The following is a 21,135-nucleotide window of genomic DNA, read 5'->3' on the forward strand; positions in this document are numbered from 1 at the left end:
CGATGAAGCTTCTGCGGTTCTCGACCGGCGGCGCCGCGCGCTATGGGCTGCTGGAGGGCGCGGAAGTCGTCGCCCTGCCAGCCGAGACCATGGCGGAAGCCATGGCCTGCACCGACGCCAACGGCCCGCGCTACCGCCTTTCGGCCATCACCCTGCTGAACCCGCTGCCGGATGCCCGGCTTTTCTGCATCGGCCTCAACTACCCGAAGCCGCATCCCCTCGGCGGAGAGGTGAAGGGGCCGGCCAATGTCTCCTACTTCATCAAGCACCAGGCGGCGCTGGTCGGGCCGGGGCAGGCACTGCGGCTGCCGGGCGTCTCCGACCAGTTCGACTATGAATGCGAATTGGCCGTCGTCATCGGCCGCGGCGGCCATCGCATCGCGGAGGCCGATGCGATGGAGCATGTCGGCGGCTACACCATCCTCAATGACGGCTCCGTCCGCGACTGGCAGGCCCACAGCGTCACCGCAGGAAAGAATTTTTTCGAGTCCGGCAGCATCGGCCCCTGGGTCGTGACCAGCGACGAGGTCAGCGACTGGCAGGACCTGACGCTCCGCACGCGGCTCAACGGCCGCGTCGTGCAGGACAGCAAGGCGGGTGCGATGTTCTTCGGCATCCCCGCGCTGATCGCCTACCTCTCCACCATCACGCCGCTGGTGCCCGGCGACGTGATCGCGACGGGATCGCCGGAGGGCACCGGCGCCACCCAGAAGCCGCCGCGCTTCCTCCGCAGCGGCGATGCGCTGGAATTCGAGGTCGATGCCGTCGGCGTGCTGCGCAACAGCGTCGGCTGAGGCTCACTCCGCGTCGGGCTGCCTGTCCGGCGTGGCGTCCTGGAAGGCCGGCAACGCCGCGCAAGCGGCCTCGATGCGCAGCACGGTAGGGTAGGGGGACAGCTCCACCCCGAAGCGCCTGGCATTGCCGAGCTGCGGCACCAGGCAGAGATCGGCCAGGCCCGGCGCATCGCCATGGCAGAAGCGGCCCGTCTCGGCCTCCCGCGCCAGGCGCGCCTCCAGCGCCGCAAGCCCGGCTTCGATCCAGTGGCGCGCGAAGGCGTCGATCGCCGGCTGTTCCTGCCCCAGCTCGTGCTTGAGATAGGCTAGCACGCGCAGGTTCTGGATCGGGTGGATGTCGCAGGCGACGATCTGCGCCAGTGACCGCACGCGGGCGCGGCCCCAGGGGTCGGCCGGCAGCAGCGGGGGCAGGGGCTTCGTCTCCTCCAGCCACTCGATGATGGCCAGCGACTGCGTCAGCACGCCCTGGCCCGGCACCTCCAGCGCCGGCACCAGCCCTTGCGGGTTCTTCGCGACATAGTCCGGCGCCGCCTGTTCGCGCTTGCGCAGATGCCGCGCGACGGTCGCGAAGCCGAGCCCCTTCAGGTTCAGCGCGATCCGCACCCGCCACGCGGCGGAGGAGCGGAAGTATCCCTGCAGCACCAGCCCATCCATCGCGCGGTCTCCTCCGTGTTGCGGGCAGCCTCCCACGGAACCCCGCGCTGGCGTCAAGGGGAGCGGGCCAGCATCAGGCGGATGTCGATCCCCTCCGTGGAGGGGCGGTCCAGGCGCAACCCGCGCTCGATATCCGCCAGGTGCTTCTGCATCAGCGTCACCGCCGCACGGTGCCGGCGCGCGCGGATCAGCGCCACCAGCTCCTCATGGTCGTCATGCCAGCAGGCCAGGCCCGCGCGGTCCTCATACAGCGCCACCACCAGGCTGGTGCGCGCCACCAGCAGCCGCACCTGTTCCTCCAGGATCGGGTTGCCGGAGAGCCGCGCGACCAGGGTGTGGAAGCCGCCGGAGAGGCGGATCGCCTCCCGCACCCGTCCCGCGCGGCGCAGGCGGTGTTCCTCCGCCAGGTTCTCCAGCAGCAGGTTCGCGTCGGCGGCGCTGCCGCGGCGGGCCACGGCCTCCACGCAGCCGCCCTCGATGGCGCGGCGGGCGGCGAAGATGGCGCGGGCTTCCTCCGCATCCGGGGCGGCCACGAAGACGCCGCGATTGGGCGGCGCCACCGCCAGCCGCTCCCAGACCAGGCGCTTCAGCGCGTCGTTGATGGCGCGGCGGCCGAGGTCGAAGGTCTCGACCAGCGACTGCTCGGTCAGCTTGGCGCCGGGCGGCAGGCGCTGGTCCACGATCGCCTCGAAGAGATGGGCGTGGACCGCATCGGCATCCTCCGCCCTGGGGCGGTTGGCCGCGTTGATGACGCCCACCAGGCGATGCGGGTCGCCCGCCATCTGCCGCTCCTTCGCGCACGGGATTGCGCACAATCCTGCGCGGGATCGGGTTTCGCGGCAATCCGGGGCTGGCACGGCGGTTGCAGCACCCCCCTCGCCATCCCGAGGAGCAACCCCCATGCCGACCCGCCGTTCCCTGCTGCTCGCCACCCCTGCCATCCTGGCCGCCGGCGCCGTCCGCGCCCAGGCGCTGGAGGTGAAGGTCTCCCTCGCCGCACCCTTCGATGGGTCGAACGCCGCCTTCTTCCTGGCCGAGGAACGCGGCTGGTTCCGCGAGGCCGGGCTGCGCTGCACCTTCGACAGCAGCGGCGGATCGGGGGAGGCGGTGACGCGCGTCGGTTCCGGCACCTATGAGTTCGGCATCGGTGACATCAACGTGCTGCTGGAGTTCAACGCCAAGAACCCGGGCAGCGCCGCGCGCTGCGTCTACATGGTCTATTACCGCAGCCCGCTTTCCGCCGCCTCCTTCCCCCGCGCCGGCATCGCGACAGCGCGGGATCTCGCCGGCAAGCGGATCGGCGCCGCGCTGACCGATGGCGCCTATCGCATCTTCCCGGCCTTTGCCGCGACGGCCGGCATCGATGCCGCCAGCGTCCGCTGGCAGTATGGCGACCTGCGCCTGCGGGAGGCCTTCCTGATGCGCAGCGACGTGGACGCCATCCTCGGCTTCGACAGCACCATGTATTTCGGCCTGGTCCGCGCCGGCGCGAAGCCGGAGGACATCCGCTTCCAGTATTTCGCCGATACCGGCCTGCCGCTCTACGGCAACGGCATCCTGGCCTCCAAGCGCATGCTGGAGACCAATCCGGACGCCGTGCGCCGCTTCACCGCCGCCGCCGCGCGGGGCTGGCAGGCCGCCGCCGCCGATCCCGCCGCCGCCATCGCGGCCCTTCGCCGCAAGGAACCGCTGACCGATGTGGCGCTGGAGACGGAGAAGCTGCGCTGGCTGATCGCCAAGCAGATGACGACGGAGGAGAGCCGCGCCGATGGCATGGGCGGGGTGCGCGCCGACCGCTTCGCCACCTCCGTCGCCACCGTCTCCCGCGCCTTCGGGCTGACGACGCCGATCGCGCCGGCCGATGTCTTCGATCCCTCCTTCCTGCCGTCGATGGACATCCGCCGCCTGCCGGCCTAGCGAAGCCCATGACCCGCTTCGATACGGTGATCCGCGGCGGCACTGTCGCCACCGCGGCCGATGTGTTCCGCGCCGATATCGGCATCCGGGATGGCGTGATTGCCGCCATCGCGGATCGCCTGGGCGATGCGGAGCGTGTGATCGATGCCACCGGCCGGCTGGTGCTGCCGGGCGGCATCGATGCGCATGTGCATATCGACCAGGTGCAGGCGCCGGGACTGGCCTCGGCCGGTGCCCGCATGGCCGATGGGTTCCTCTCCGGCACGCGCAGCGCCGCCTTCGGCGGCACCACCTGCACGCTGAGCTTCGCCGTGCAGCATCGCGGCGCTTCGCTCCGCGCGGCGGTGGAGGACTACCATCGCCGCGCCGAGGGCAACGCCTTCCTCGACTACAGCTTCCACCTGGTGCTGGCGGACCCGAGGCCGGAGGTGCTGGGCCAGGAGCTGCCGGCGCTGATCGCGCGGGGCCACCGCAGCCTCAAGGTCTACATGACCTATGAGGCGATGCGCCTGTCCGACACGCAGATCCTCGATGTGCTGGAAGTGGCGCGGGACCAACGCGCGGTGGTGCTGGTGCATGCCGAGAACCACGAGATCATCGGCTGGCTCGCGGATCGGTTGGAACGGCGCGGACAGACGGCGCCGCGCTTCCACGCGACATCGCGGCCGCTGCCGGTGGAGCGGGAGGCGACTCATCGCGCATTGACGCTGGGCGAAATCGCCGGCGTGCCGCTGGTGATCGTGCATGTCTCCGGCGCCGAGCCGCTGGAGGAGATCCGGCGCGCCCGCGCCCGCGGCGTCACGGTGATCGCGGAGACCTGCCCGCAATACCTGACCCTGACGGAACAGGACCTCGACCAGCCCGACATGCTCGGCGCCAAGGTCATGTGCAGCCCGCCGCCGCGCGACACGGCATCCCAGGCCGCCTGCTGGCGGGGGATCGAGGACGGAACCTTCGACCTCTTCAACAGCGACCACGCGCCCTATCGCTTAGACGGGGAGGGCAAGCTGCGCGCCGGGCCGAACGCGCCCTTCCGCAAGGTCTCCAATGGCGTGCCGGGGCTGGCAACCCGCCTGCCGATCCTGTTCAGCGAAGGGGTGGTCGCGGGCCGCATCTCCCTGCCGCGCTTCGTGGCGCTGACGGCGGCGAACAACGCCGCGATCTACGCGCTGGACCGCAAGGGCCGCATCGCGGTCGGCGCCGATGCCGACATCGCGATCTGGGACCCCGAACGCCGCGTGACCATCACCAACGACCTGCTGCATCATGAGGTGGACTACACACCGTGGGAGGGCATGGTCGTCACCGGCTGGCCCGAACGCGTGCTGTCACGCGGGGAGATGATCGTGGAACAGGGCGAGTTGCGCGCCAGGCCAGGCCGCGGGCGCTTCATCGAGCAATCCGTCTCCTCCGCCTTCGGGCCGCGGTCATGGAGCTAGGCATTCGCGGCCGCCGGGCGCTGGTGCTTGGCGGCAATCGCGGCATGGGCCTGGCGATCGCGCAGGCGCTGGCGGCAGAGGGCGCGCGCGTGGCCATCGCGGCGCGGGACCAGGCCGCGATGGCGGAAGCTCTCCCGATGCTCGGCGAGGGCGCCATGGCCTTCCCGCTGGACCTGATGGACACTGCCGGCCTCGACGCCTTCGCGGCCCGCGTCACGGCGCAGTTCGGCGCGCCGGATATCCTCGTGAACAACACCGGCGGCCCGGCCTATGGCGGCGCGGCGGGGCGCGATCCGAAGGACTGGACGGAGGCCTTCCAGTCCATGGCGCTCTCCGTCTATCGCCTGACGGACCTCTTCCTGCCCGCGATGCGCGACGCCGGCTGGGGCCGCATCCTGACCGTCGTCTCCACCGGTGCGGTGCAGCCGCTGCCGGTGCTGGGCATTTCCAATGCCATCCGCGCCGGCATCATCGCCTGGTCGAAGACCCTGTCGGCGGAGGTCGCGAAGCAGGGCGTCACGGTGAACATCCTGATGCCCGGCCGCGTCGGCACCGAACGCGTCCACCTGACCGATGCCGCCGCCGCGGCGCGAGAGGGGATCAGCCAGGCCGAAGTCCGCGCCCGGTCCTGGGCGCAGATACCGCTGGGCCGCTATGCGCGGCCGGAGGAGGTCGCCGCCATGGCGGCCTTTGCTTGTTCCGCCCCCGCATCCTATGTCACGGGCACGGTGTTGCGCGTGGATGGGGGCTTCATTCGTCATGTCTGAAACCGGGCTGGCGTTTCGCCAGCTTGTGCGGGGGGGATATCGCGGGCTCAGCGTCGGCCGGGCCCGGGGGTATGTCCAGGCGAACCTGGTGGTGCTGCCGGCGGAAGCGGCGAAGGAATTCGTCCGCTTCTGCGAGGAGAATCCAGCCGCCTGCCCGTTGCTCGCCGTCAGCAGGAAGGGCGATCCGCGGCTGCCGGAACTGGGCCTGGACCTCGATATCAGGACCGACCTGCCGGGCTACATGCTCTACCGCGACGGCGTGGCGACCCCGGTCGAACACCTGATGGCCGCTTGGCGGAAGGACATGGTGGCGGTCGCCATCGGCTGCTGGTTCGGGGCGGAGGCGGCGCTGGCCCGCGCCGGCATCCGCATGCGGCATGTGGAACTCGGCATCCAGGGGCCGCTGTTCCGCACCTGGATCCCGGCGGTGCCGGCGGGGCGCTTCAGCGGCAACCTCGTCGTCTCCATGCGCCCCTTCGCGGCCGATGACGTGCGCCGCGTCTCCTTCATCACCGGTCGCCTGCCGCGCAGCCATGGCGCGCCGATCCATCGCGGCCATCCCGCGCATCTCGGCATCCTCGACATCACCAGGCCGGATTGGGGGGAGGCGCTGCTGCCCGAACCCGGGGAGGAATGCCTCTTCTGGGCCTGCGGCCTGACGGCGCTGACGGCGCTCGAAGCCTCCGGCCTGACCTACTACGCCACGCATGCGCCGGGCTGCATGCTGGTGACCGACCTTCCCGAAGGATAGACCCCATGGCGCTGACCCGCACCGCGACGAAGCTGACGCATGAGGCCGCGATCGCCCTGATCCGCGCCGCCGCCGACCACGCCACGGCCATGGGCCAGCCGCAATGCATCGCCGTGGTGGATGAGGGCTGCAACCTGCTGTCCTTCATCCGCATGGATGGCGCCCGCGTGCTGTCGATCGAATCCGCGCGCCGCAAGGCGGAAACCGCCGCCTCCACCGGCCGCGCCACCGGCGGCATGGGTCCCGACCTCGAGATCAAGCTCGCCATCGCGACGGAAGGGCGCATGACCAACCTCAAGGGCGGCGTGCCGATCATCATCGATGGCGCGGTCGTCGGCGGCATCGGCGTGGGCTCGGGCACTGGCGACCAGGACAAGGAAGTGGCAGAGGCCGCCATCAAGGCCGTGTTCGGGTAGCCCTTGCGGGCGCGGCGCGGCTTCGCCAGGGTGCGGCCGCACGCCGAAACCCCGGGAGGAACCATGCTGTCGCGCCGCCGCCTGATCGCCGGAACGGGCCTCGCCGCCCTTGCCACACCCGCGCTTGCGCAGGCGCCATGGGTGCCGCCCCGGCCCGTCACGCTGGTCGTGCCCTATCCCGCGGGCGGGCCGACCGACCTCATCGCCCGCATGATGGCGCAGGAATTCTCCGCCGATCTCGGCCAGCCCATGGTGGTGGAGAATGTCGGCGGCGGCGCCGGCGCCATCGGCACGCGCCGCGTGGCGCAGGGGGTGAAGGACGGCACGCAGCTCGTCTTCGGCACCAACCAGACGCATGCGACCAACATCTCCCTGATCCCGCAGGGCGGCGGCTACCACCCCATCAACGACTTCACGCCGATCGCGCTGCTGGTCGATCTGCAGCACATCCTGGTGGTTAAGAACGACCTGCCGGCGCGGAGCATGCCGGAGTTCCTCGACCTGCTGCGCGCCCAGCCGGGCCGACTGAATTGCGGCTCCACGGGGCAGGGATCGGCGGCGCATCTGACGCTGGAGCTGTTCCGCGCCCGCACCGGCCTGCAGATGAACCACATCGCCTATCGCGGATCGGCGCCGCTGATGCAGGACCTGCTTGGCGGGCATATCGACGCCAGCTTTGCCACCACGCCGACCGTGCTGACCCAGGTGCAGGCCGGGCGGGTGCGGGCGCTGGCCGTGGCCTCCCCCAACCGATCCCCGCACCTGCCGGAACTGCCGACGCTCGCCCAGGCCGGTGTGCAGGGCGTGGAGGCCGATGCCTGGCTCGCCTTCTTCGCCCCCGCCGGCGTGCCGGAAGCCGCCGTCGCGCGCTACCGGGCGCTGGCCGCCCAGGCCATGCGGAAGGAGAGCGTGCGCGCGGAGTGCATCCGCCTCGGCATGTCGCCCAACCTGCGGGAGGGCGCGGCCTTCGCCTCCTTCCTGGCGGAGGATGTGCAGCGCTGGGCGGAGGTCGTGCGTAGCGCGAACGTCACGGCTGAATAGCGTCCTCGTCACCGGCGCCGCCGGCTTCCTCGGCGGCTGCATCGCAACGGCGCTGGAGCGATCCGGCGCCCACGTGACGCGTTTCGACCGGGTGGCGGCACCCGGCGTCGTGGCAGGCGACATCGCCCGCATCGCGGAGGCCTTCCCGCCCGGCACGCGCTTCGGCGCCGTGATCCATGCCGCCGCCATCACCACCCAGGCGAGCGAGGCCGATCCCGACGAGGCCTGGGCGATCAATGTGGAGGGCACCCGTGCCGCGCTGCGTTTCGCGCAGGGCGCGCGCTTCGTGCTGCTCTCCTCCATCGGCGTCTTCGGCGGCGGCGAGGCCGAGCCCGATGAGGCCAGCCCGCCACGCCCCGCCTCCACCTACGGCATGACGAAACTGGTGGCGGAGGCGCTGCTGGCCGATGCGTCCCGGCGCGGGGATGCCGATGGGGTCGTGCTGCGCCTGCCGATCTCCGTGCTGCGCACCACGCGCAGCGGCCCGCCCGGTGCGGGCTTCATCAGCGACCTGGTCGCCCATGCCCGCCGCGGCGCCCGCTTCACCGCGCCGCTCGGCCCGGACCACGCGCTTCCCATCGCCAGCGTCCGCGCCGGCGTGGCGATGGCCTGCCGGGCTGCGCTGGCGCGCGACCTGCCCGCGCGGCTGCTGCACGTGCCGTCGCTCGCCGTGAGCGGCGCCGTGGCGGTGGCGGCGCTGGATGCGGAGGGCGTGCCCGCGCGCGCCCTGGTCGATTTCGCGCCGGACCCGGCGGTGGAGGCGCTGGTCTCGGGCTGGCCAAGGCGGCTCGTGACGCGGTTTCCGGCCTTCTCCGCCGACCTCGCCGATCCAGATTTCCGCGCCATCCTTCGCCCGGCTGCCGCATGATCGGGCCGCATCAGGCGCGTGTTGCCTATGAAGCCCACCTTGCCAGTGCCGTTGCCAGCTTCCTCGTCCTCGCACCGGGCAGCGAGGCCGAATGTCAGCGCTTCACCACCCTCGCGCTGGCGGCCCACGACTTCGCGATCACGGAGCGCCTGCCGTTCGGCTGGGTCGATCCGCATGACCCGGCCGCGTTCTACGATGTCATCAACGCGGCCAGCCGCGCGCCCCGTCGCGCTGCTGCAAGCCCTGTCGCCGCCTGGAAGGCGTGGGAGGCGATACGCCGGGATCTGGCGACGCGCCACCCGCGCCTCGCCCTGTTCGACCTTATCCATGAGATCAGCCACTCCGCGCTGGCGCTGCGTTGGCCCGCGGGCATCGAGGGGCAGTTCCAGGATTGGGCCGATCAGGAGAATTACTGGCCACCGGCCTACTGCCTGCGGATGCCGGGGCGCCACGAGGTCTGGCTCAGGACGCTGCAGGACTGGCACGGACGCCTGAGGCGGCTGCGGCAGCAGCTGGATGGCTGGTTCGAATCGACTGCCGGCGATGTCCGTTTCGTGCCGGAGGATGAGTGGCAGCGCCTGCGGACATCCGGCCTGCAGGGTTGATGTCTCCCTTCATGCACAGGCCGAAAGCGCCCGCCGCGCCGGTGCCGGCACCGCCTCCGCCGACGGCACGCCGGGCGAGAAGGCCACCAGGATCCGCGCCGAGCCCACGACCTCCACCGCGGGGCGCTGGATCCCGGCATTCGGGTTCTCCGGTGGCGGTCGTGCGGCGCTGTCCAGGGTGAACATGGCGTCGGCGGGTTCCAGCACGCGCGCATGGAGCACCGCCGCACCCTGGCGCACCACGGCGGAGCCGCCGTCCAGCTCCACCGCTGCACGAGTGTGCATCTGCCACGGCAGGCGCCGGCCTATGCTTCCCGTTGCCTCATCCGCCACCGCCATCTCGGCATTGTCGGCCTCCTCCCCGTATCGGGCCCGCGTCAGCGGCCGGTGAAATGCGGTTTTCGTTTCTCCCGGAAGGCGCGCGCGGCTTCGAGCCGGTCTTCCGTGTTCAGGAGATGCGTGATCAGGTCAATCTCCAGCCGCATGCCATCCCGCAGCGGCAGGTCCTGCGCGGCGCGCACGGCTTCCTTCGCGAAGGCCATCGCCATGGGCGGGCGTGCGGCGAGACGCAGGGCCAGCGCCTCCGTCTCCGCAGCGAGGTCCGGACGCGGCACCACGCGCGTCACCAGCCCGATCTCCCGCGCGCGGACGCCATCGATGCGGTCGCCCGTCAGGATCATGTCCAGCGCCTGCGCCAGCCCCACCATACGCGGCAGGCGCTGCGATCCCCCGACGCCGGTCATGATGCCGAGCCCGGTTTCCGGCAGGCCGAACTGCGCATCCTCCGCCGCGATGCGGATGTCGCAGGCCAGCGCCACCTCCAGCCCACCGCCGAGGCAATAGCCATGGATGCTGGCGACGATCGGCTTGCGCGTCAGGTCGAAGGGCGTGATCCAGCTTTCCGGCACGCGCGCCTGGCGATAGGCCGGCGGCGAGGGGACTTCCACGAATTCCTTGATGTCCGCGCCGGCGCAGAAGGCGCGGTCGCCCGCGCCGCGCAGCACAACCACGCGCACCTCGGGATCGGCCTCCGCCGCGCGTAGCGCCGCCGCGAGTTCGGCGCGCAGTTGCACGGAGAGCGCGTTCATCGCCTCCGGCCGGTTGAGCGTGATCCAGGCGATCTGGTCGCGCGTCTCGGTGAGGACGGTGGTCATTTCACCAGCTCCCGCGCGATCACCATGCGCAGCACTTCCGACGCCCCTTCGCCGACGCGGTAGTGGCGAACGTCGCGGTAGAAACGCTCCACCGGCACGCCGCGCATCAGCCCGGCGCCGCCATGGATCTGCACCGCGCGATCGGCGACGCGGCCCACCATCTCGCTGCACTGGAGCTTGCAGATGGCGGCGAAATTGCCGAGCTCCTCCCCCGCCGCCGCCTTGCGCAAGGTCTCGTAGAGGAAGGCGCGTGAAACCTCGATCTCCGCCTTGCTGTCGGCCAGCATCCACTGGATGGCCTGCCGGTCCGCCAGGCGCTGGCCGAAGGTGCTGCGGTCCTTGGCGTGCGCGATCGACATCTCCAGCAGCCGGTCCGCCGCGCCGACGCAGGCGGCGGAAACGCCAAGCCTTCCATTGCTCAGCGACCCCATTGCGATGGCGAAGCCCTGGCCGGGATCGCCCAGCAGCGCCTCATCCGGCACCACGCAATCCGTGAAAGTCAGCTCGCCGAGCTTGATCGCCTCCGACCCGATCGTCGTGTCGATGCGCGTGACGTCGAAGCCCGGTGTCCCCCGCGGCACCAGGAAGGCGCCGATGCCGCCGCGCGCCCGCTTGGCGGGATCGGTGACGGCCATCACCATCACGACGTCGGCGGCATGGCCGCCGCTGATCCACTGCTTGCGGCCCTCGATCTTCCAGCCGCCCTCGACCTTCGTCGCGCGCGTCGTGATGGCCGCGGCATCGGATCCCGCGCCGGGTTCCGTCAGCCCGAAGGCGGCGCGGAGCCGCCCGGTCGCGAGGCCCCTCAGCCAATGCTCCTTCTGCGCAGCCGTGCCGTGGCGCGCGATGGCGATGGGCGTGAGGCCGCTGGTCGCGTCCAGCAGCAGGGTGAAGCAGCGATGGCTGCGCGCCACTTCCTCCATCACCAGGCAGTAGGTCGGCAGGTCGGCACCGCCGCCGCCATCCGCTTCCGCCAGCAGCATGCCGAGCCAACCCTGGCCGCGCATCAGGTCCCAGGCGGCGTCGGGGATCTCCCCTTCCGCATCGATGCGCGCCGCGATGGGTTCCAGCTGTTCCATGACGAAGCGGCGGATCGGGCCGCGCAGCTCCGCGAGTTCGGGGGAGAGTTCAGTGCGCATCGTCATGGACCTGCGAATGGGCGGCTTCGGCGGCGGCCGCGGCGGCGATGATTCGCGCGCGCAGCGGGCCGTTCAGCCAGGCCTTGTTGGTGGCATAGGCGGCGTGATCGAGCGTACCCAGCGCGGCCGCCCGCGCCGCCGCCGTAGCATCCAGCGCCACATCGTCCTGCACGTCATCGGCGATGCTGCAGGCCAGCGCTGTTTCGGCATCCATCGGCCGGTTCGCCTGCATCAGCCGATGCGCCGCCTGCCGTCCGCCCCGCGCCTGGATGATGGTGATTCCGAGCGGGGAGGGCATGGCCAGCGCGATCTCCGGCATGCTCACCGATGCGCCTGTCTCGAGAATCACCTCATCCGCCATCAGCGCCAGCATGGCGCCGCCGCCGACGCATTTGCCCCGCACCATCGCCACCACGGGCTTCGGGCAATCCAGCACGGCCAGGATGCTCCGCAGCAGCAGCGCGCGGCGCAGCTTCTTAGCCTCCAGCAGCGGAAGCCCGAGATCCTCCCGCAGATCGGCGCCCGCGCTGAACACGCGGCCGCCCGCGCCGGTGATCAGCACGCCGCGCACCGCATGGTCGCCCGCCGCATCCTGCAGCGCCGCCACCAGCGCGTCCTGCAGTGCGCGGGACAGCGCATTGGCGGCCTGGGGCCGGTTCAGGGTCAGGCGGCGCACGCCGCCATCGAGGTCGTCGATCAGAAGGGTCATGCCGCAGCGTCCCGCGTCACGATCAGCGCGTCCAGCACCCGCACGCTCTGCGGCAGCACGGCGATGGGGTTCACGTCGATCTCCGCCACCAGGTCGCCGAGATCGGTCGCGAGCCAGGAGAAGCGCGCGATGGCATCCGCCAGCGCCGCAATGTCGCAGGCGGGCGCGCCGCGATGGCCATGCAGCAGCGGCGCGAGGCGCAGCGATTCCAATGCCTCGGTCGCCTCCGCGACCGAGATCGGGGGCAGGCGGAAGGTCACGTCGCGCAGCACTTCCACCAGCGTGCCGCCGAAGCCGATGGTCAGCACGGGGCCGAAGCTCGGGTCGCGCGTCACGCCGAGCAGCATCTCCTGCCCGCCCGTCACCATCTCCTGCACCAGCACGCCCTCGATCCGCGCCGCCGGGGCGTAGGCGCGGGCGCTGGCCAGGATCGCTGCGACGCCGCTGCGCACGGCGTCCTCACCCTGCACGCCGAGCAGCACGCCGCCGGCTTCCGTCTTGTGCGGGATGTCCGGGGACAGGATCTTCAGCGCGACCGGGCTGGCGATCCGCGCGGCCTGCGCCACGGCGTCCTCCGCCGTCCTCGCCACGTCTTCCCGCGGCCCATGCAGGCCGTAGCAGGCCAGCACGGCGCGCGATGCCGCTTCGCTCAGTGCGCCGGCGGGGGCGGCTGCCAGCAAGGCCCGCGCCCGCGCCGCATCCAGGCCTTCCGGCCGCGCGGCCGGCGCGGAGCGGCGGCGCAGGAAGGCGGCCCAATCCATGCTCCGCGCCAGCGCCTGGGCGCAGGGCAGGGGGTCGCGGAACACCGCATGGCCCTCCCGCACCAGCACCTCCGGCGTCAGGGTGGGATCGGCGGCGGAGCGCCCGGTCCAGAGGATGGCGACCGGCTTGTCGGCTTCCTCCGACAGCGCCGTGATGGCGCGGATATCGTCATTCGGCGCGATGGTGATCACCGGCACCAGCGCATCCACCGCCGGGTCCTCCAGCATGATGCGCGCCGCATTGGCGAAGGTGTCCTTGCTGCCGATGGCGCCAGCGCTCAGGTCGGTCGGGTTGTTCACCGCGGCGAAGCCCGGGATCAGCGTCCTGAGCTTCGCCGCCGTCTCCGCCGCATAGGGCGGGAAGGCGATGCCGAGCCCCGCCGCCTGGTCCGTCAGCGCCACCAGGTTTCCGCCCGAGACCGCCAGCGCCGCCGCACCATGCCCCGCCGGGCGCTGCCGGCGCCGCAGCAGCATCGCGACCTCGTAGAGTTCGCGCGCATCATTCACCCGGATCAGGCCGAGCTGCCGTGCCGCGGCGTCAAAGACCGCATCCGATCCCGTGATGGCGCCGGTATGGGATGCCGCCGCGCGCGCGCCCGCTTCCGTCCTCCCGAACTTCACGAGGGCGATCGGCTTCTCCAGCTCCGCCGCGCGCGCCGCCAGCAGGCGCAGCCGCGCGCCATCCTTGATCCGCTCGGCCAGCATCAGCACGACCCGGGTATGCGCGTCCTCCAGCATGAAGCCGGCATAGTCCAGGATATCCATGTCGGCGTCGTTGCCGCTGCTGACCTGGCAGGAGATGCCGAGCCCCATCTCCTGCGCGCGCCACATCACGTTGACCTGCGCCGCGCCGCCACTCTGCCCCACCACGCCGATATCGCCGGCGGGGCGCCGCGGCCCGCTGATCGTGGCCGTGGAGGTCAGGGCGAAGCCGTCGGTGAAGTTGATCAGCCCGTTGCAGTTCGGCCCCATGATCCGCACGCCGCCGGCCCGCGCCACGCGCACCAGCTCCGCCTGCGCGGCCTGGGTCTCCTCGCCCGGCAGCTCCCCGAACCCCGCGGAGAAGACCGTCGCGAAGGGAATGCCCAGCCGCCCGCATTCCGCCACCGCCTCGATGCAGGCCCTGGCCGGCAGCACGATGCCGACATGGTCGGGGCGCGCGGGCAGGGCGGCGAGGTTCGGGAAGCAGGGCCGGCCGAACACCGTCTCCCGGTTCGGGTTCACCGGGAAGACGTCACCGGAAAAGCCGAAATCCAGCATCTGCCGCAGGCAGCGCCCGCCGAACTTTCTCAAATCTTCCGTCGCGCCGAGCAGCGCGACGGCTTTCGGCGCGAAGAATCGTCGGAGATCGGGGAAGCCGTGGGCGGCCAGTGGCCCGGGTTTGAATTCGCTGTGCGGATTGGCTATTTGCATCGTGGGTGAAGCCTCGCGCCGTGCCCGCCCGGCGTCAACGGCCTGGCCATGCGGCGCAGCATCACGGAACGGGGGGCAGGGTGGAGGCGGAGAAGGACCGGCAATTCGTCACCGCGCTCGCCCGCGGCGTGGCCGTGCTGCGCTGCTTCACTGCGGCGCGGCCGGAGCTCGGCACCACGGAGATCGCGGCGCTGACGGGGCTCGCGCAGTCCACGGTCTGGCGTCTCTGCCACACCCTGCAGGGCATGGGCGTGCTTGTGGCGGGGCGCGACCCCGGGCGCCTGCGGCCTGGCTATGGCCTGCTGTCGCTGGGCTATGCCGCGCTGGCCAAGGGTGGCATCGCGGAAGCCGCGCAGCCCGGCATGCAGCGCATCGCGGACCGCTTCGGCGTGCAACTGTCCCTCGCCACGCGGCAGGACGACATGATGCTGATCGTGGCGCGGGCGGAGGCGCCGACCATCCTGCGGCTCTCCTTCACCGTCGGCGCCACCCTGCCCATCGCGACCACGGCACTGGGCTGGGCGTATCTGGCCGGCACGGGCGCGGCGGAACGCCGCGCCGTGCTGGCGCGGCTGGATGCGGCGACACGGGCGGAGATCGAGGCCGCGCTCGAGAACCATGCGCGGCACGGCTTCGTGCTGAACCTCCGCCGCGCGCACCCGGACGTGAACTCGATCGGCGTGCCCATCGTCTCCGCGGATGGCGCTCGCGTGATGGCGCTGAATTGCGGGGGGGCCGTTTCCGTCGTCACGCCCGAATTGCTGGCGGGTCCGGTGGCGGAGGCGGTGAAGGCGCTGGCCGCGAGCCTGTCGCCGGCGCTGGACTCCGCGTGATCAGCGTCCCCGCCGGGCCTCGATCGGCGGCAGGAAGTCCGGCGTGAAGACCTCCGCCGCACCCGGCCGGCGGGGCAGGGACAGCGCCTCGGCCAGCTGCGCGATGCCCTGCGCCAGGCGCGCGGGGTGGGCATCGCCCAGGCCGAGGATCGCGCCTTCGGGATGCGCCATCTCCCGCGCGATGGTGCCGCGCCAGCGCTTGGTCTCGATCCGCAGGTCGATGGCGGGCGCCACGCGGCGCACGGCCTCCACGCCGCGATCGGGGTCCGCCACGGCCGCCGCAAAGCCGCGCGCCACCGCATCGACCAGGGCGCGCAGCACCTCCGGCTCCCGCTCCACCAGGTGGCGCGACGCCACCAGCGCGTTGCCGTAGAGGTCCGGCAGCCACTGCGCGTAGTCGAGGAAGCGGATCGACCCCGCCAGGTTCAGCCCGGCCCCTTCCAGGGAGGCGATGATGGTGTTGGCAAAGCCGAAGACGCCATCGGAGGCATCGCCGAGGATCATCTGCCGCACCTGTTCCGCGAGCGTCGCCTCGGAGGGCTGGATGCGCACCGTGCTGGCATCCAGCCCGACCACGCGCGCCAGTGCCGGGAAGGCGAGCAGCGCGGCATCCCGCGCATGGCCCGTCAGCAGCCGTCCCGCGAGGTCCGTGGGATGCCGCGCGCCGCCGGCGATGGGTACCGCGATGGTCAGCGGCGTGCGGTTGAAGCCGATGAACACCGCCTGCGGCCCGCTGCCCGGCGCGCTGTGGCCGAGCCGCATGACCAGGGCGGAAAGGTCGCCATAGGCGAGGTCGCAGACATCCTCCGCCATGTCGGCGATGACGGCGGCCGCGCCATTCCCGGGCTGCCATTCCGCCGTGATCCCGGCCTGCGCCAGCAGCCCCATCTCCTCCGCCAGCAGGAAGCCGGCATGGGGGCCGGAGAAGCCGGCATTTAGGCGAATGCGGAGGCGTCGCATCAGGCGTCTCCCAGGAAGCGATCGGTGAAGAGGCGGGCGGGATCGGGCGGCGCCAGGCCGAGGCTGCGCGCGAATCCGGCGCAGGACCGGGCCAGGCGTCCGTGATCGACGCCACCCGGCCGCGGCGCGGCGGGGCCGGCCATCTCCACGGCCAGTGTCGTCTCCCAGCGCAGGCGCTCCGCGGCGGCGTTGGCGGCGGGGGCGAAGGACAGCACGGCCTCCATCGCGGCCTCCGGCTCCGCGATCGCTTCCCGCAGACCGCGCGCGAAGCCGGCGGCGAGAGCCCGCAGCGCCTCCGGCTGCTGCGCCACGACGCGCCGGGAGGCCATGACGACGCTCCCCAGGCTGTCCGGCAGCGCGGCGTCGTAGCGCAGGAAGCGCAGCGCCCGCGTGGCCTCCGCCCCGATGGCCGCGGTGATGGTGCTGACATAGCCGAAGAGCCCAGCAGCCTCCCCGGCCTGCATCCGGCCGATGAGCGCCGCCATCGGCCCCTCCGCCACCGGCACCTCGACGCTGGCGGGATCGAGGCCACAGGCCGCCGCATAGGCGGGGAAGAGATGCCGCGCGACGTCGGAGGCATGGCCGACGACCCGCCGCCCCGGCAGGTCGCCAGGGCCCGCCACCGGCCCCGCCGCCGGCACCGCGATGGCGCAGGGGGAGGCAGTGTGCACGGCGAAGAAGCCGATCGGTGCCACCGCCGGTTGCCGCGCGGCCACCGCCATCAAGGAATGGACGTCGCCATAGGCGAGGTCATGCCCGCCCGCGACCAGCCCCGGCGCCGCGTTCCAGGCGCCGGTCCCCGGCCTGAGGTCCAGCGCGACATCGCCGAGATAGCCCCGCCGGATGGCCAGCAGCAGCCAGGCCTGGGGGCCCGAGAAGCCGGCATTCAGCAGCAGGGACAGGCGCGGCATGAGCGGTCTTCGGGACCTCGTCATCGGGGGAGGGAAGGCGTGGCACGGGACTGGCATGCAAGGCCCATACCGAACGCGACGGAGCCGTGCCGATGACCAGCCGCAGGGTCCTTCTGGGTGCCGCAGCCGCGACTCTCGCCGCGCCGGCCTACGCCCAGCCCGCCTGGCCAGCACGCCCGGTGCGCATCCTGATCTCCTTCCCGCCGGGCGGGTCGAGCGACTTCGTCGCCCGCGTCATCGCGCCGCAGATGGCGGAGATGTTCGGCCAGTCCTTCGTCGTGGATAACCGGCCCGGCGCCGGCGGCATGCTGGCGGCGGAGGCGCTGAAGCGCGAACCCGCGGACGGTCACGCCTTCCTGCTGTCCAACAACGCGCCCTTCACCATCGCGCCGACGATGTTCCCGCGCATCACCTACGACGCGCTGCGCGATTTCTCCCATGTCGCCTATCTCGGCAGCACCTTCGGCGGCGCGGTGGCGCATCCCTCGCTCGGCGTGCGCAGCCTGGCGGAGCTGGTGGCGAAGGCGAAGGCGGCACCGGGGACGATCAATTTCGGCTCCTCCGGCATCGGCAGCATCGGGCACATCACGGGGGTGAATTTCTGCCTCCGCGCCGGGATCGACATGGTGCATGTGCCCTATCGCGGGGCGGGGCCGCTGCGCATCGACCTGACGACGGGCGTGGTGAAGCTGAACTTCGAGGGCATCGTGAGCAGCCTGCCCGCCATCGCCGCCGGGCAATTGGTGGGCCTTGCCGTCGCCGCGGAGGATCGCATCCCCGCCGCGCCGGACCTGCCGACCTTCCGCGAGCTGGGCCATGACCTGGTCATCAAGAACTGGCACGGGCTGAGCGCGCCCGCCGGCCTGCCGCCCGCCATCGCGGATCGCCTGCAACGCGGCCTGGCCGAGATCTGCGCGCGCGCCGCCACCACCGCGCAATTCGCCACCATCGGCAACTACTACGCCCCGATGGCGGCTGCCGACTTCCCGCGCTTCGTCGCCGACCAGATCGCACTCTGGCGGCCGATGATCATCGCCGCGGATGCGGTGGACAAGTAGCCCTGCGAAGCGCCGGTCTTCGATGGCGCTGATGGACTCCCTCCCCCGCGCTTGCGGGGGAGGGTTGGGGTGGGGGTCGCGCCAGCCGCTACTGACGAGGCGCCGCCATCATCACCCAACCCGCCGCACGCCCTGGTCGGCGCCCATCTTCTTCTCCAGCCAGCGCACCGCGAAGGAGATCAGCAGGATCAGCACCAGGTATTCCAGGATGAGGATGGTGTAGAGCTCCAGCGGCCGGAACACCGTGACCACCAGCTCATTCGCCTTCCGCGTCAGCTCCTGGTAGCCGATGACGCTGGCCAGCGAGGACATCTTCACGACGTAGATGAACTGGTTGGCAATCGGCGGCAGCACGCGGCGGATTGCCTGCGGCAGGATGACGAAGCGCATGCGCTGCCAGGGCGACAGGCCGAGCGCCATCGCCGCCTCCCGCTGCCCCTGTTCCACGGACTGGATGCCGGCGCGGAAGATCTCCGCCTCGAAGGCGCTATCGCAGATCGCGATCGCCAGCATCGCGGCGACGAAGACGTCGAGCCTGATGTCGAGCACCACCGGCAGCCCGTAGAAGACCCAGAGGATCATCACCAGGATCGGGATGGCGCGGAAAAGCTCCACATAGGCGCGGTTGGTCCAGCGCAGAACGCGGTACCGCGCCATGCCCATCATCGCGACGGCCAGGCCCAGCAGCACCGACAGCAGCATGGTCGCCAGGCTGAGCGAGACCGTCGCCCAGAAGCCCGACAGCATGAAGGAGAGGTTGGCCTGGCCGCGGGAATCCCGGGGATCGACGACGTGCCAACCCCAATTCCCCCCGCAACCCGCGAGCAGGGGCAGGGCGACGAGCAGAAGGATGGTGGCGCGCGCCTGGAGTTTCATGCGATGCGGTGTCCCATCGAATCCCGGCGCACCCGTTGCACCTGGCCAACCGTTGTCGCACCCTCATCTTTCAAAGCAAGCCCGCTTGCTGCTCAGGAGACCCCCCATGCAACGCCGCTTCCTCCCCGCCGCTGCCGCGGCCGCCGCTGCCGTGGCGATGCCCGGCCAGGCCAGCGCCCAGGCGGCCGGGGCCTCCCGCCTCCAGGCCATCCAGTCCTCGGGCCGCATCCGCTTCGGCACGACGGGCGACTTCAACCCGATGAGCTTCCGCGACCCCGCCAGCCGGGAGTATCGCGGCCACCAGATCGATGCCGGCAACCAGCTGGCCCGCGACATGAACGTGCGCGCGGAATTCATCGCGACGGATTGGCGCACGCTCATCAACGGGCTGCAGGCGGACCAGTATGACGTGGTCTTCACCGGCACCTCCATGTCCGTCCCCCGCGCCATGGCCGCCAGCTTCACCATCCCCTGGGGCCGCAACGCCTTCGTGCCGCTGGTCCGCCGGCGCGATGCCAACCGCTTCGCCAATTGGGACGCGCTGAACCAGCGCAACGTCACCATCGGCGTGAACCTCGGCACCACCATGGAGACCTGGGTGCAGTCCGCGCTGCCCGGCGCCACGCTGCGTCGCGTGGAAAGCCCGGCGCGGGACTGGCAGGAACTGCTCGGCAACCGGGTGGACGCGACCATGTCCTCCCTGATCGAGGCCGCCTTCCTCACGAAGGAATACCCGGACCTCGTCGCCATCTTCCAGAACACGCCGCGCAACCCGATCCCGATGGCCTTCCTGGCGCCGGTCAACGACATGGTGTTCACGAACTTCCTCAACGCCTGGATCACCATCCGCACCGCCAGCGGCTTCTTCGAGGAGATCAACACGCGCTGGGGCGTGTCGCAGGGGTGAGCCCTCGGCAATCTCACGCCACCGACCGGCCCTGGGAGGTCGCCTGCGGCTACAGCCGGGCGGTGCGCGTGGGGCCCTATGCGGAGACGGCGCTCTGCAGCCCCTGCGCGCCGGATGGCACGGTGCTGCACGCCGGCGATGTCTACCGCCAGACGCTCCTCTGCCTCGACATCATCCGGGAAAGCCTGGAGGCCGTGGGCATGACGATGGCCGATGTGGTGAAGACCCGCATCTACGTCGTCGATCCCGAGCATTGGAAGGAAAGCGGCCGCGCGCATGGGGAGGTTTTCTCCACTATCCGCCCTGCGCTCGGCTGGATCTACATGAGCAGCTTCTTCGCCCCGGGGATCACGGTGGAGGTGGAGGCGACCGCCTACCGCGCCGCATGATCCGGCGCCGCCTGGAACGCCGCGAAGACCTCCGCCACATCGGCGGTCGCGGCCTCCAGCAGCGCGTGGCCATGCTCGGCCCGGGCCAGCGACGGATCGCTGCCGATCAGCCCATCCGGGAACATCGCGCGGTGGCGCGCCGCGTCCAGATGCCGGTCGCCGCCGGCATCATGCAGCGGGTCGGCGGGCAGGGGGCGGAAGGTGGGCCAGCCTTCCGGCGCCGCCTCCGGGTGCAGCGCCATGGCGATCGCGACCTCGGACGGCGTCGCATGGAAGCCCTCTCGGTCCCCGTACAACGCCCGCCGCAGCCCGATGAGACGCGGCCCCTCCCACCACGCCCGCAGCTTGACGGTGAGCGGCGCGGGCAGCGCGAGGCGCCCCATCGATACCTCCGCCATCACCTCCTGCACCGCGGCCTGCGCCGGCGCGATGTTCCCGCCATGGCCGGTCAGCAACAGTACCCGGGTGAAGCCGCCCAGCGCCAGGCTGGTCATGACATCCACCAGCACGGCCATCAGCGTGGAGGGCCGCAGGCTCGCCGTCCCCGCCCGCCCCAGATGGAACTGCGCCTGGCCATAGGCCAGCACCGGCGCGCTGACGCCATCCGCCCGCGCCGCCGCGCCATCCGCCACCGCCTGCGCGCAGATCGCATCCGTCCCCAGCAGCCCCGGCGCGCCATGCTGTTCCAGGCTGCCGAGCGGGAGGATGATGCCCCGCTGGCCCGCGGCGAAGCGCGCCTCCAGCGCCGAGACGCTCATCCGGTCGAGACGCAT

General features: G+C 71.6%; 24 protein-coding genes. 13 read left to right on the top strand and 11 right to left on the bottom strand.

Translation table 11 applies throughout. The features are described from left to right. The first annotated feature begins 2 nt into the window (after positions 1-2). Complete coding sequence (locus G3576_RS06435; RefSeq protein WP_164693531.1) at positions 3-794, top strand: fumarylacetoacetate hydrolase family protein; 792 nt, start codon at positions 3-5, stop codon at positions 792-794. Between the two features lie 3 nt (positions 795-797). Here the strand turns inward: G3576_RS06435 and maiA are convergent, their stop codons facing one another. Next, positions 798-1,448 (bottom strand): maleylacetoacetate isomerase, encoded by a 651-nt coding sequence (maiA, locus tag G3576_RS06440; protein ID WP_407926102.1) that lies wholly within the window; start codon positions 1,446-1,448, stop codon positions 798-800. A 53-nt stretch (positions 1,449-1,501) separates the two neighbouring features. Continuing rightward, positions 1,502-2,230: a GntR family transcriptional regulator gene (locus tag G3576_RS06445; RefSeq protein ID WP_164693532.1), complete on the bottom strand. Its 729-nt coding sequence runs from the start codon at positions 2,228-2,230 to the stop codon at positions 1,502-1,504. 118 nt (positions 2,231-2,348) lie between these two features. Here G3576_RS06445 and G3576_RS06450 point away from each other — a divergent pair, with 118 nt between their 5' ends. The 8 genes from G3576_RS06450 to G3576_RS06485 all read left to right on the top strand — a co-directional run bounded on the left by G3576_RS06450 (position 2,349) and on the right by G3576_RS06485 (position 9,252). Next, on the top strand, positions 2,349-3,365 hold the full coding sequence (locus tag G3576_RS06450; protein WP_164693533.1) for an ABC transporter substrate-binding protein: 1,017 nt from the start codon (positions 2,349-2,351) through the stop codon (positions 3,363-3,365). Between the two features lie 8 nt (positions 3,366-3,373). Then, positions 3,374-4,804, top strand: a complete 1,431-nt coding sequence (hydA, locus tag G3576_RS06455; protein WP_164693534.1) for a dihydropyrimidinase — start codon at positions 3,374-3,376, stop codon at positions 4,802-4,804. Then, positions 4,795-5,571, top strand: coding sequence for an SDR family oxidoreductase (locus tag G3576_RS06460; RefSeq protein ID WP_164693535.1), 777 nt, complete (start codon positions 4,795-4,797; stop codon positions 5,569-5,571). The genes hydA and G3576_RS06460 overlap by 10 nt, the downstream gene beginning before the upstream one ends. Then, positions 5,564-6,322 (top strand): D-glutamate cyclase family protein, encoded by a 759-nt coding sequence (locus G3576_RS06465; RefSeq protein WP_164693536.1) that lies wholly within the window; start codon positions 5,564-5,566, stop codon positions 6,320-6,322. The genes G3576_RS06460 and G3576_RS06465 overlap by 8 nt, the downstream gene beginning before the upstream one ends. Positions 6,323-6,327: 5 nt before the next feature. Beyond that, positions 6,328-6,738, top strand: coding sequence for a GlcG/HbpS family heme-binding protein (locus tag G3576_RS06470; protein ID WP_164693537.1), 411 nt, complete (start codon positions 6,328-6,330; stop codon positions 6,736-6,738). A 63-nt stretch (positions 6,739-6,801) separates the two neighbouring features. Beyond that, entirely contained in the window at positions 6,802-7,779 is a 978-nt protein-coding gene (locus G3576_RS06475) for a Bug family tripartite tricarboxylate transporter substrate binding protein (protein ID WP_164693538.1), read from the top strand. Then, positions 7,727-8,647 carry an NAD-dependent epimerase/dehydratase family protein gene (locus G3576_RS06480; protein ID WP_164693539.1) on the top strand — a complete coding sequence of 307 codons (921 nt, stop codon included), beginning with the start codon at positions 7,727-7,729 and terminating at the stop codon, positions 8,645-8,647. The genes G3576_RS06475 and G3576_RS06480 overlap by 53 nt, the downstream gene beginning before the upstream one ends. Continuing rightward, entirely contained in the window at positions 8,644-9,252 is a 609-nt protein-coding gene (locus tag G3576_RS06485; protein WP_164693540.1) for a hypothetical protein, read from the top strand. Before G3576_RS06480 ends, G3576_RS06485 begins: the two co-directional genes overlap by 4 nt. Before the next feature lie 9 nt (positions 9,253-9,261). Here G3576_RS06485 and G3576_RS06490 read toward each other — a convergent pair whose 3' ends face one another. From G3576_RS06490 to G3576_RS06510, 5 genes are all read right to left on the bottom strand, one after another. Next, positions 9,262-9,537, bottom strand: a complete 276-nt coding sequence (locus tag G3576_RS06490; protein WP_164693541.1) for a hypothetical protein — start codon at positions 9,535-9,537, stop codon at positions 9,262-9,264. 92 nt (positions 9,538-9,629) lie between these two features. After that, positions 9,630-10,406: an enoyl-CoA hydratase/isomerase family protein gene (locus tag G3576_RS06495; RefSeq protein WP_164693542.1), complete on the bottom strand. Its 777-nt coding sequence runs from the start codon at positions 10,404-10,406 to the stop codon at positions 9,630-9,632. Continuing rightward, complete coding sequence (locus G3576_RS06500; RefSeq protein ID WP_164693543.1) at positions 10,403-11,551, bottom strand: acyl-CoA dehydrogenase family protein; 1,149 nt, start codon at positions 11,549-11,551, stop codon at positions 10,403-10,405. Before G3576_RS06500 ends, G3576_RS06495 begins: the two co-directional genes overlap by 4 nt. After that, on the bottom strand, positions 11,535-12,254 hold the full coding sequence (locus G3576_RS06505; RefSeq protein ID WP_164693544.1) for an enoyl-CoA hydratase/isomerase family protein: 720 nt from the start codon (positions 12,252-12,254) through the stop codon (positions 11,535-11,537). The genes G3576_RS06500 and G3576_RS06505 overlap by 17 nt, the downstream gene beginning before the upstream one ends. Then, positions 12,251-14,428, bottom strand: coding sequence for an acetate--CoA ligase family protein (locus G3576_RS06510; protein WP_164693545.1), 2,178 nt, complete (start codon positions 14,426-14,428; stop codon positions 12,251-12,253). The genes G3576_RS06505 and G3576_RS06510 overlap by 4 nt, the downstream gene beginning before the upstream one ends. A gap of 80 nt (positions 14,429-14,508) precedes the next feature. Here G3576_RS06510 and G3576_RS32520 point away from each other — a divergent pair, with 80 nt between their 5' ends. Continuing rightward, positions 14,509-15,261 carry an IclR family transcriptional regulator gene (locus tag G3576_RS32520; RefSeq protein WP_164693546.1) on the top strand — a complete coding sequence of 251 codons (753 nt, stop codon included), beginning with the start codon at positions 14,509-14,511 and terminating at the stop codon, positions 15,259-15,261. Here G3576_RS32520 and G3576_RS06520 read toward each other — a convergent pair whose 3' ends face one another. Further along, positions 15,262-16,221 (bottom strand): ABC transporter substrate-binding protein, encoded by a 960-nt coding sequence (locus G3576_RS06520; RefSeq protein WP_164693547.1) that lies wholly within the window; start codon positions 16,219-16,221, stop codon positions 15,262-15,264. Beyond that, complete coding sequence (locus G3576_RS06525; RefSeq protein ID WP_164693548.1) at positions 16,221-17,132, bottom strand: ABC transporter substrate-binding protein; 912 nt, start codon at positions 17,130-17,132, stop codon at positions 16,221-16,223. Before G3576_RS06525 ends, G3576_RS06520 begins: the two co-directional genes overlap by 1 nt. Before the next feature lie 92 nt (positions 17,133-17,224). On the opposite strand from G3576_RS06525, the gene G3576_RS06530 reads away from it, so the two are divergent. Beyond that, positions 17,225-18,190 carry a Bug family tripartite tricarboxylate transporter substrate binding protein gene (locus G3576_RS06530; protein ID WP_164693549.1) on the top strand — a complete coding sequence of 322 codons (966 nt, stop codon included), beginning with the start codon at positions 17,225-17,227 and terminating at the stop codon, positions 18,188-18,190. Positions 18,191-18,301: 111 nt separating this feature from the next. Here the strand turns inward: G3576_RS06530 and G3576_RS06535 are convergent, their stop codons facing one another. Then, positions 18,302-19,066 carry an amino acid ABC transporter permease gene (locus G3576_RS06535; RefSeq protein WP_164693550.1) on the bottom strand — a complete coding sequence of 255 codons (765 nt, stop codon included), beginning with the start codon at positions 19,064-19,066 and terminating at the stop codon, positions 18,302-18,304. Between the two features lie 106 nt (positions 19,067-19,172). Here G3576_RS06535 and G3576_RS06540 point away from each other — a divergent pair, with 106 nt between their 5' ends. Together G3576_RS06540 and G3576_RS06545 are read left to right on the top strand one after the other, a co-directional pair. Then, positions 19,173-19,973 (top strand): transporter substrate-binding domain-containing protein, encoded by an 801-nt coding sequence (locus G3576_RS06540; protein ID WP_164693551.1) that lies wholly within the window; start codon positions 19,173-19,175, stop codon positions 19,971-19,973. Next, positions 19,970-20,362 carry a Rid family hydrolase gene (locus tag G3576_RS06545; RefSeq protein WP_164693552.1) on the top strand — a complete coding sequence of 131 codons (393 nt, stop codon included), beginning with the start codon at positions 19,970-19,972 and terminating at the stop codon, positions 20,360-20,362. Before G3576_RS06540 ends, G3576_RS06545 begins: the two co-directional genes overlap by 4 nt. On the opposite strand, the gene G3576_RS06550 is transcribed toward G3576_RS06545, so the two are convergent. Then, complete coding sequence (locus G3576_RS06550) at positions 20,347-21,135, bottom strand: creatininase family protein (RefSeq protein WP_164693553.1); 789 nt, start codon at positions 21,133-21,135, stop codon at positions 20,347-20,349. The two genes, G3576_RS06545 and G3576_RS06550, sit on opposite strands and share 16 nt — an antisense overlap.

It is taken from the genome of Falsiroseomonas algicola, from assembly GCF_011040385.1.
GTDB classification, from domain to species: Bacteria; Pseudomonadota; Alphaproteobacteria; order Acetobacterales; family Acetobacteraceae; genus Falsiroseomonas; species Falsiroseomonas algicola.

Excerpts from the sequence above, each read along its gene's own strand:
- G3576_RS06540 (WP_164693551.1), top strand. The coding sequence starts at position 19,173 with ATGCAACGCCGCTTCCTCCCCGCCGCTGCCGCGGCCGCCGCTGCCGTG.
- G3576_RS06460 (WP_164693535.1), top strand. The coding sequence starts at position 4,795 with ATGGAGCTAGGCATTCGCGGCCGCCGGGCGCTGGTGCTTGGCGGCAAT.
- G3576_RS06475 (WP_164693538.1), top strand. The coding sequence starts at position 6,802 with ATGCTGTCGCGCCGCCGCCTGATCGCCGGAACGGGCCTCGCCGCCCTT.
- G3576_RS06530 (WP_164693549.1), top strand. The coding sequence starts at position 17,225 with ATGACCAGCCGCAGGGTCCTTCTGGGTGCCGCAGCCGCGACTCTCGCC.
- G3576_RS06485 (WP_164693540.1), top strand. The coding sequence starts at position 8,644 with ATGATCGGGCCGCATCAGGCGCGTGTTGCCTATGAAGCCCACCTTGCC.
- G3576_RS06495 (WP_164693542.1), bottom strand. The coding sequence starts at position 10,406 with ATGACCACCGTCCTCACCGAGACGCGCGACCAGATCGCCTGGATCACG.
- G3576_RS06480 (WP_164693539.1), top strand. The coding sequence starts at position 7,727 with ATGTGCAGCGCTGGGCGGAGGTCGTGCGTAGCGCGAACGTCACGGCTG.
- G3576_RS06500 (WP_164693543.1), bottom strand. The coding sequence starts at position 11,551 with ATGACGATGCGCACTGAACTCTCCCCCGAACTCGCGGAGCTGCGCGGC.
- G3576_RS06470 (WP_164693537.1), top strand. The coding sequence starts at position 6,328 with ATGGCGCTGACCCGCACCGCGACGAAGCTGACGCATGAGGCCGCGATC.
- G3576_RS06535 (WP_164693550.1), bottom strand. The coding sequence starts at position 19,066 with ATGAAACTCCAGGCGCGCGCCACCATCCTTCTGCTCGTCGCCCTGCCC.
- maiA (WP_407926102.1), bottom strand. The coding sequence starts at position 1,448 with ATGGATGGGCTGGTGCTGCAGGGATACTTCCGCTCCTCCGCCGCGTGG.
- G3576_RS06465 (WP_164693536.1), top strand. The coding sequence starts at position 5,564 with ATGTCTGAAACCGGGCTGGCGTTTCGCCAGCTTGTGCGGGGGGGATAT.
- G3576_RS06450 (WP_164693533.1), top strand. The coding sequence starts at position 2,349 with ATGCCGACCCGCCGTTCCCTGCTGCTCGCCACCCCTGCCATCCTGGCC.
- hydA (WP_164693534.1), top strand. The coding sequence starts at position 3,374 with ATGACCCGCTTCGATACGGTGATCCGCGGCGGCACTGTCGCCACCGCG.
- G3576_RS06550 (WP_164693553.1), bottom strand. The coding sequence starts at position 21,135 with ATGCGTCTCGACCGGATGAGCGTCTCGGCGCTGGAGGCGCGCTTCGCC.
- G3576_RS06445 (WP_164693532.1), bottom strand. The coding sequence starts at position 2,230 with ATGGCGGGCGACCCGCATCGCCTGGTGGGCGTCATCAACGCGGCCAAC.
- G3576_RS06505 (WP_164693544.1), bottom strand. The coding sequence starts at position 12,254 with ATGACCCTTCTGATCGACGACCTCGATGGCGGCGTGCGCCGCCTGACC.
- G3576_RS06510 (WP_164693545.1), bottom strand. The coding sequence starts at position 14,428 with ATGCAAATAGCCAATCCGCACAGCGAATTCAAACCCGGGCCACTGGCC.
- G3576_RS06490 (WP_164693541.1), bottom strand. The coding sequence starts at position 9,537 with ATGCACACTCGTGCAGCGGTGGAGCTGGACGGCGGCTCCGCCGTGGTG.
- G3576_RS06525 (WP_164693548.1), bottom strand. The coding sequence starts at position 17,132 with ATGCCGCGCCTGTCCCTGCTGCTGAATGCCGGCTTCTCGGGCCCCCAG.
- G3576_RS06435 (WP_164693531.1), top strand. The coding sequence starts at position 3 with ATGAAGCTTCTGCGGTTCTCGACCGGCGGCGCCGCGCGCTATGGGCTG.
- G3576_RS06520 (WP_164693547.1), bottom strand. The coding sequence starts at position 16,221 with ATGCGACGCCTCCGCATTCGCCTAAATGCCGGCTTCTCCGGCCCCCAT.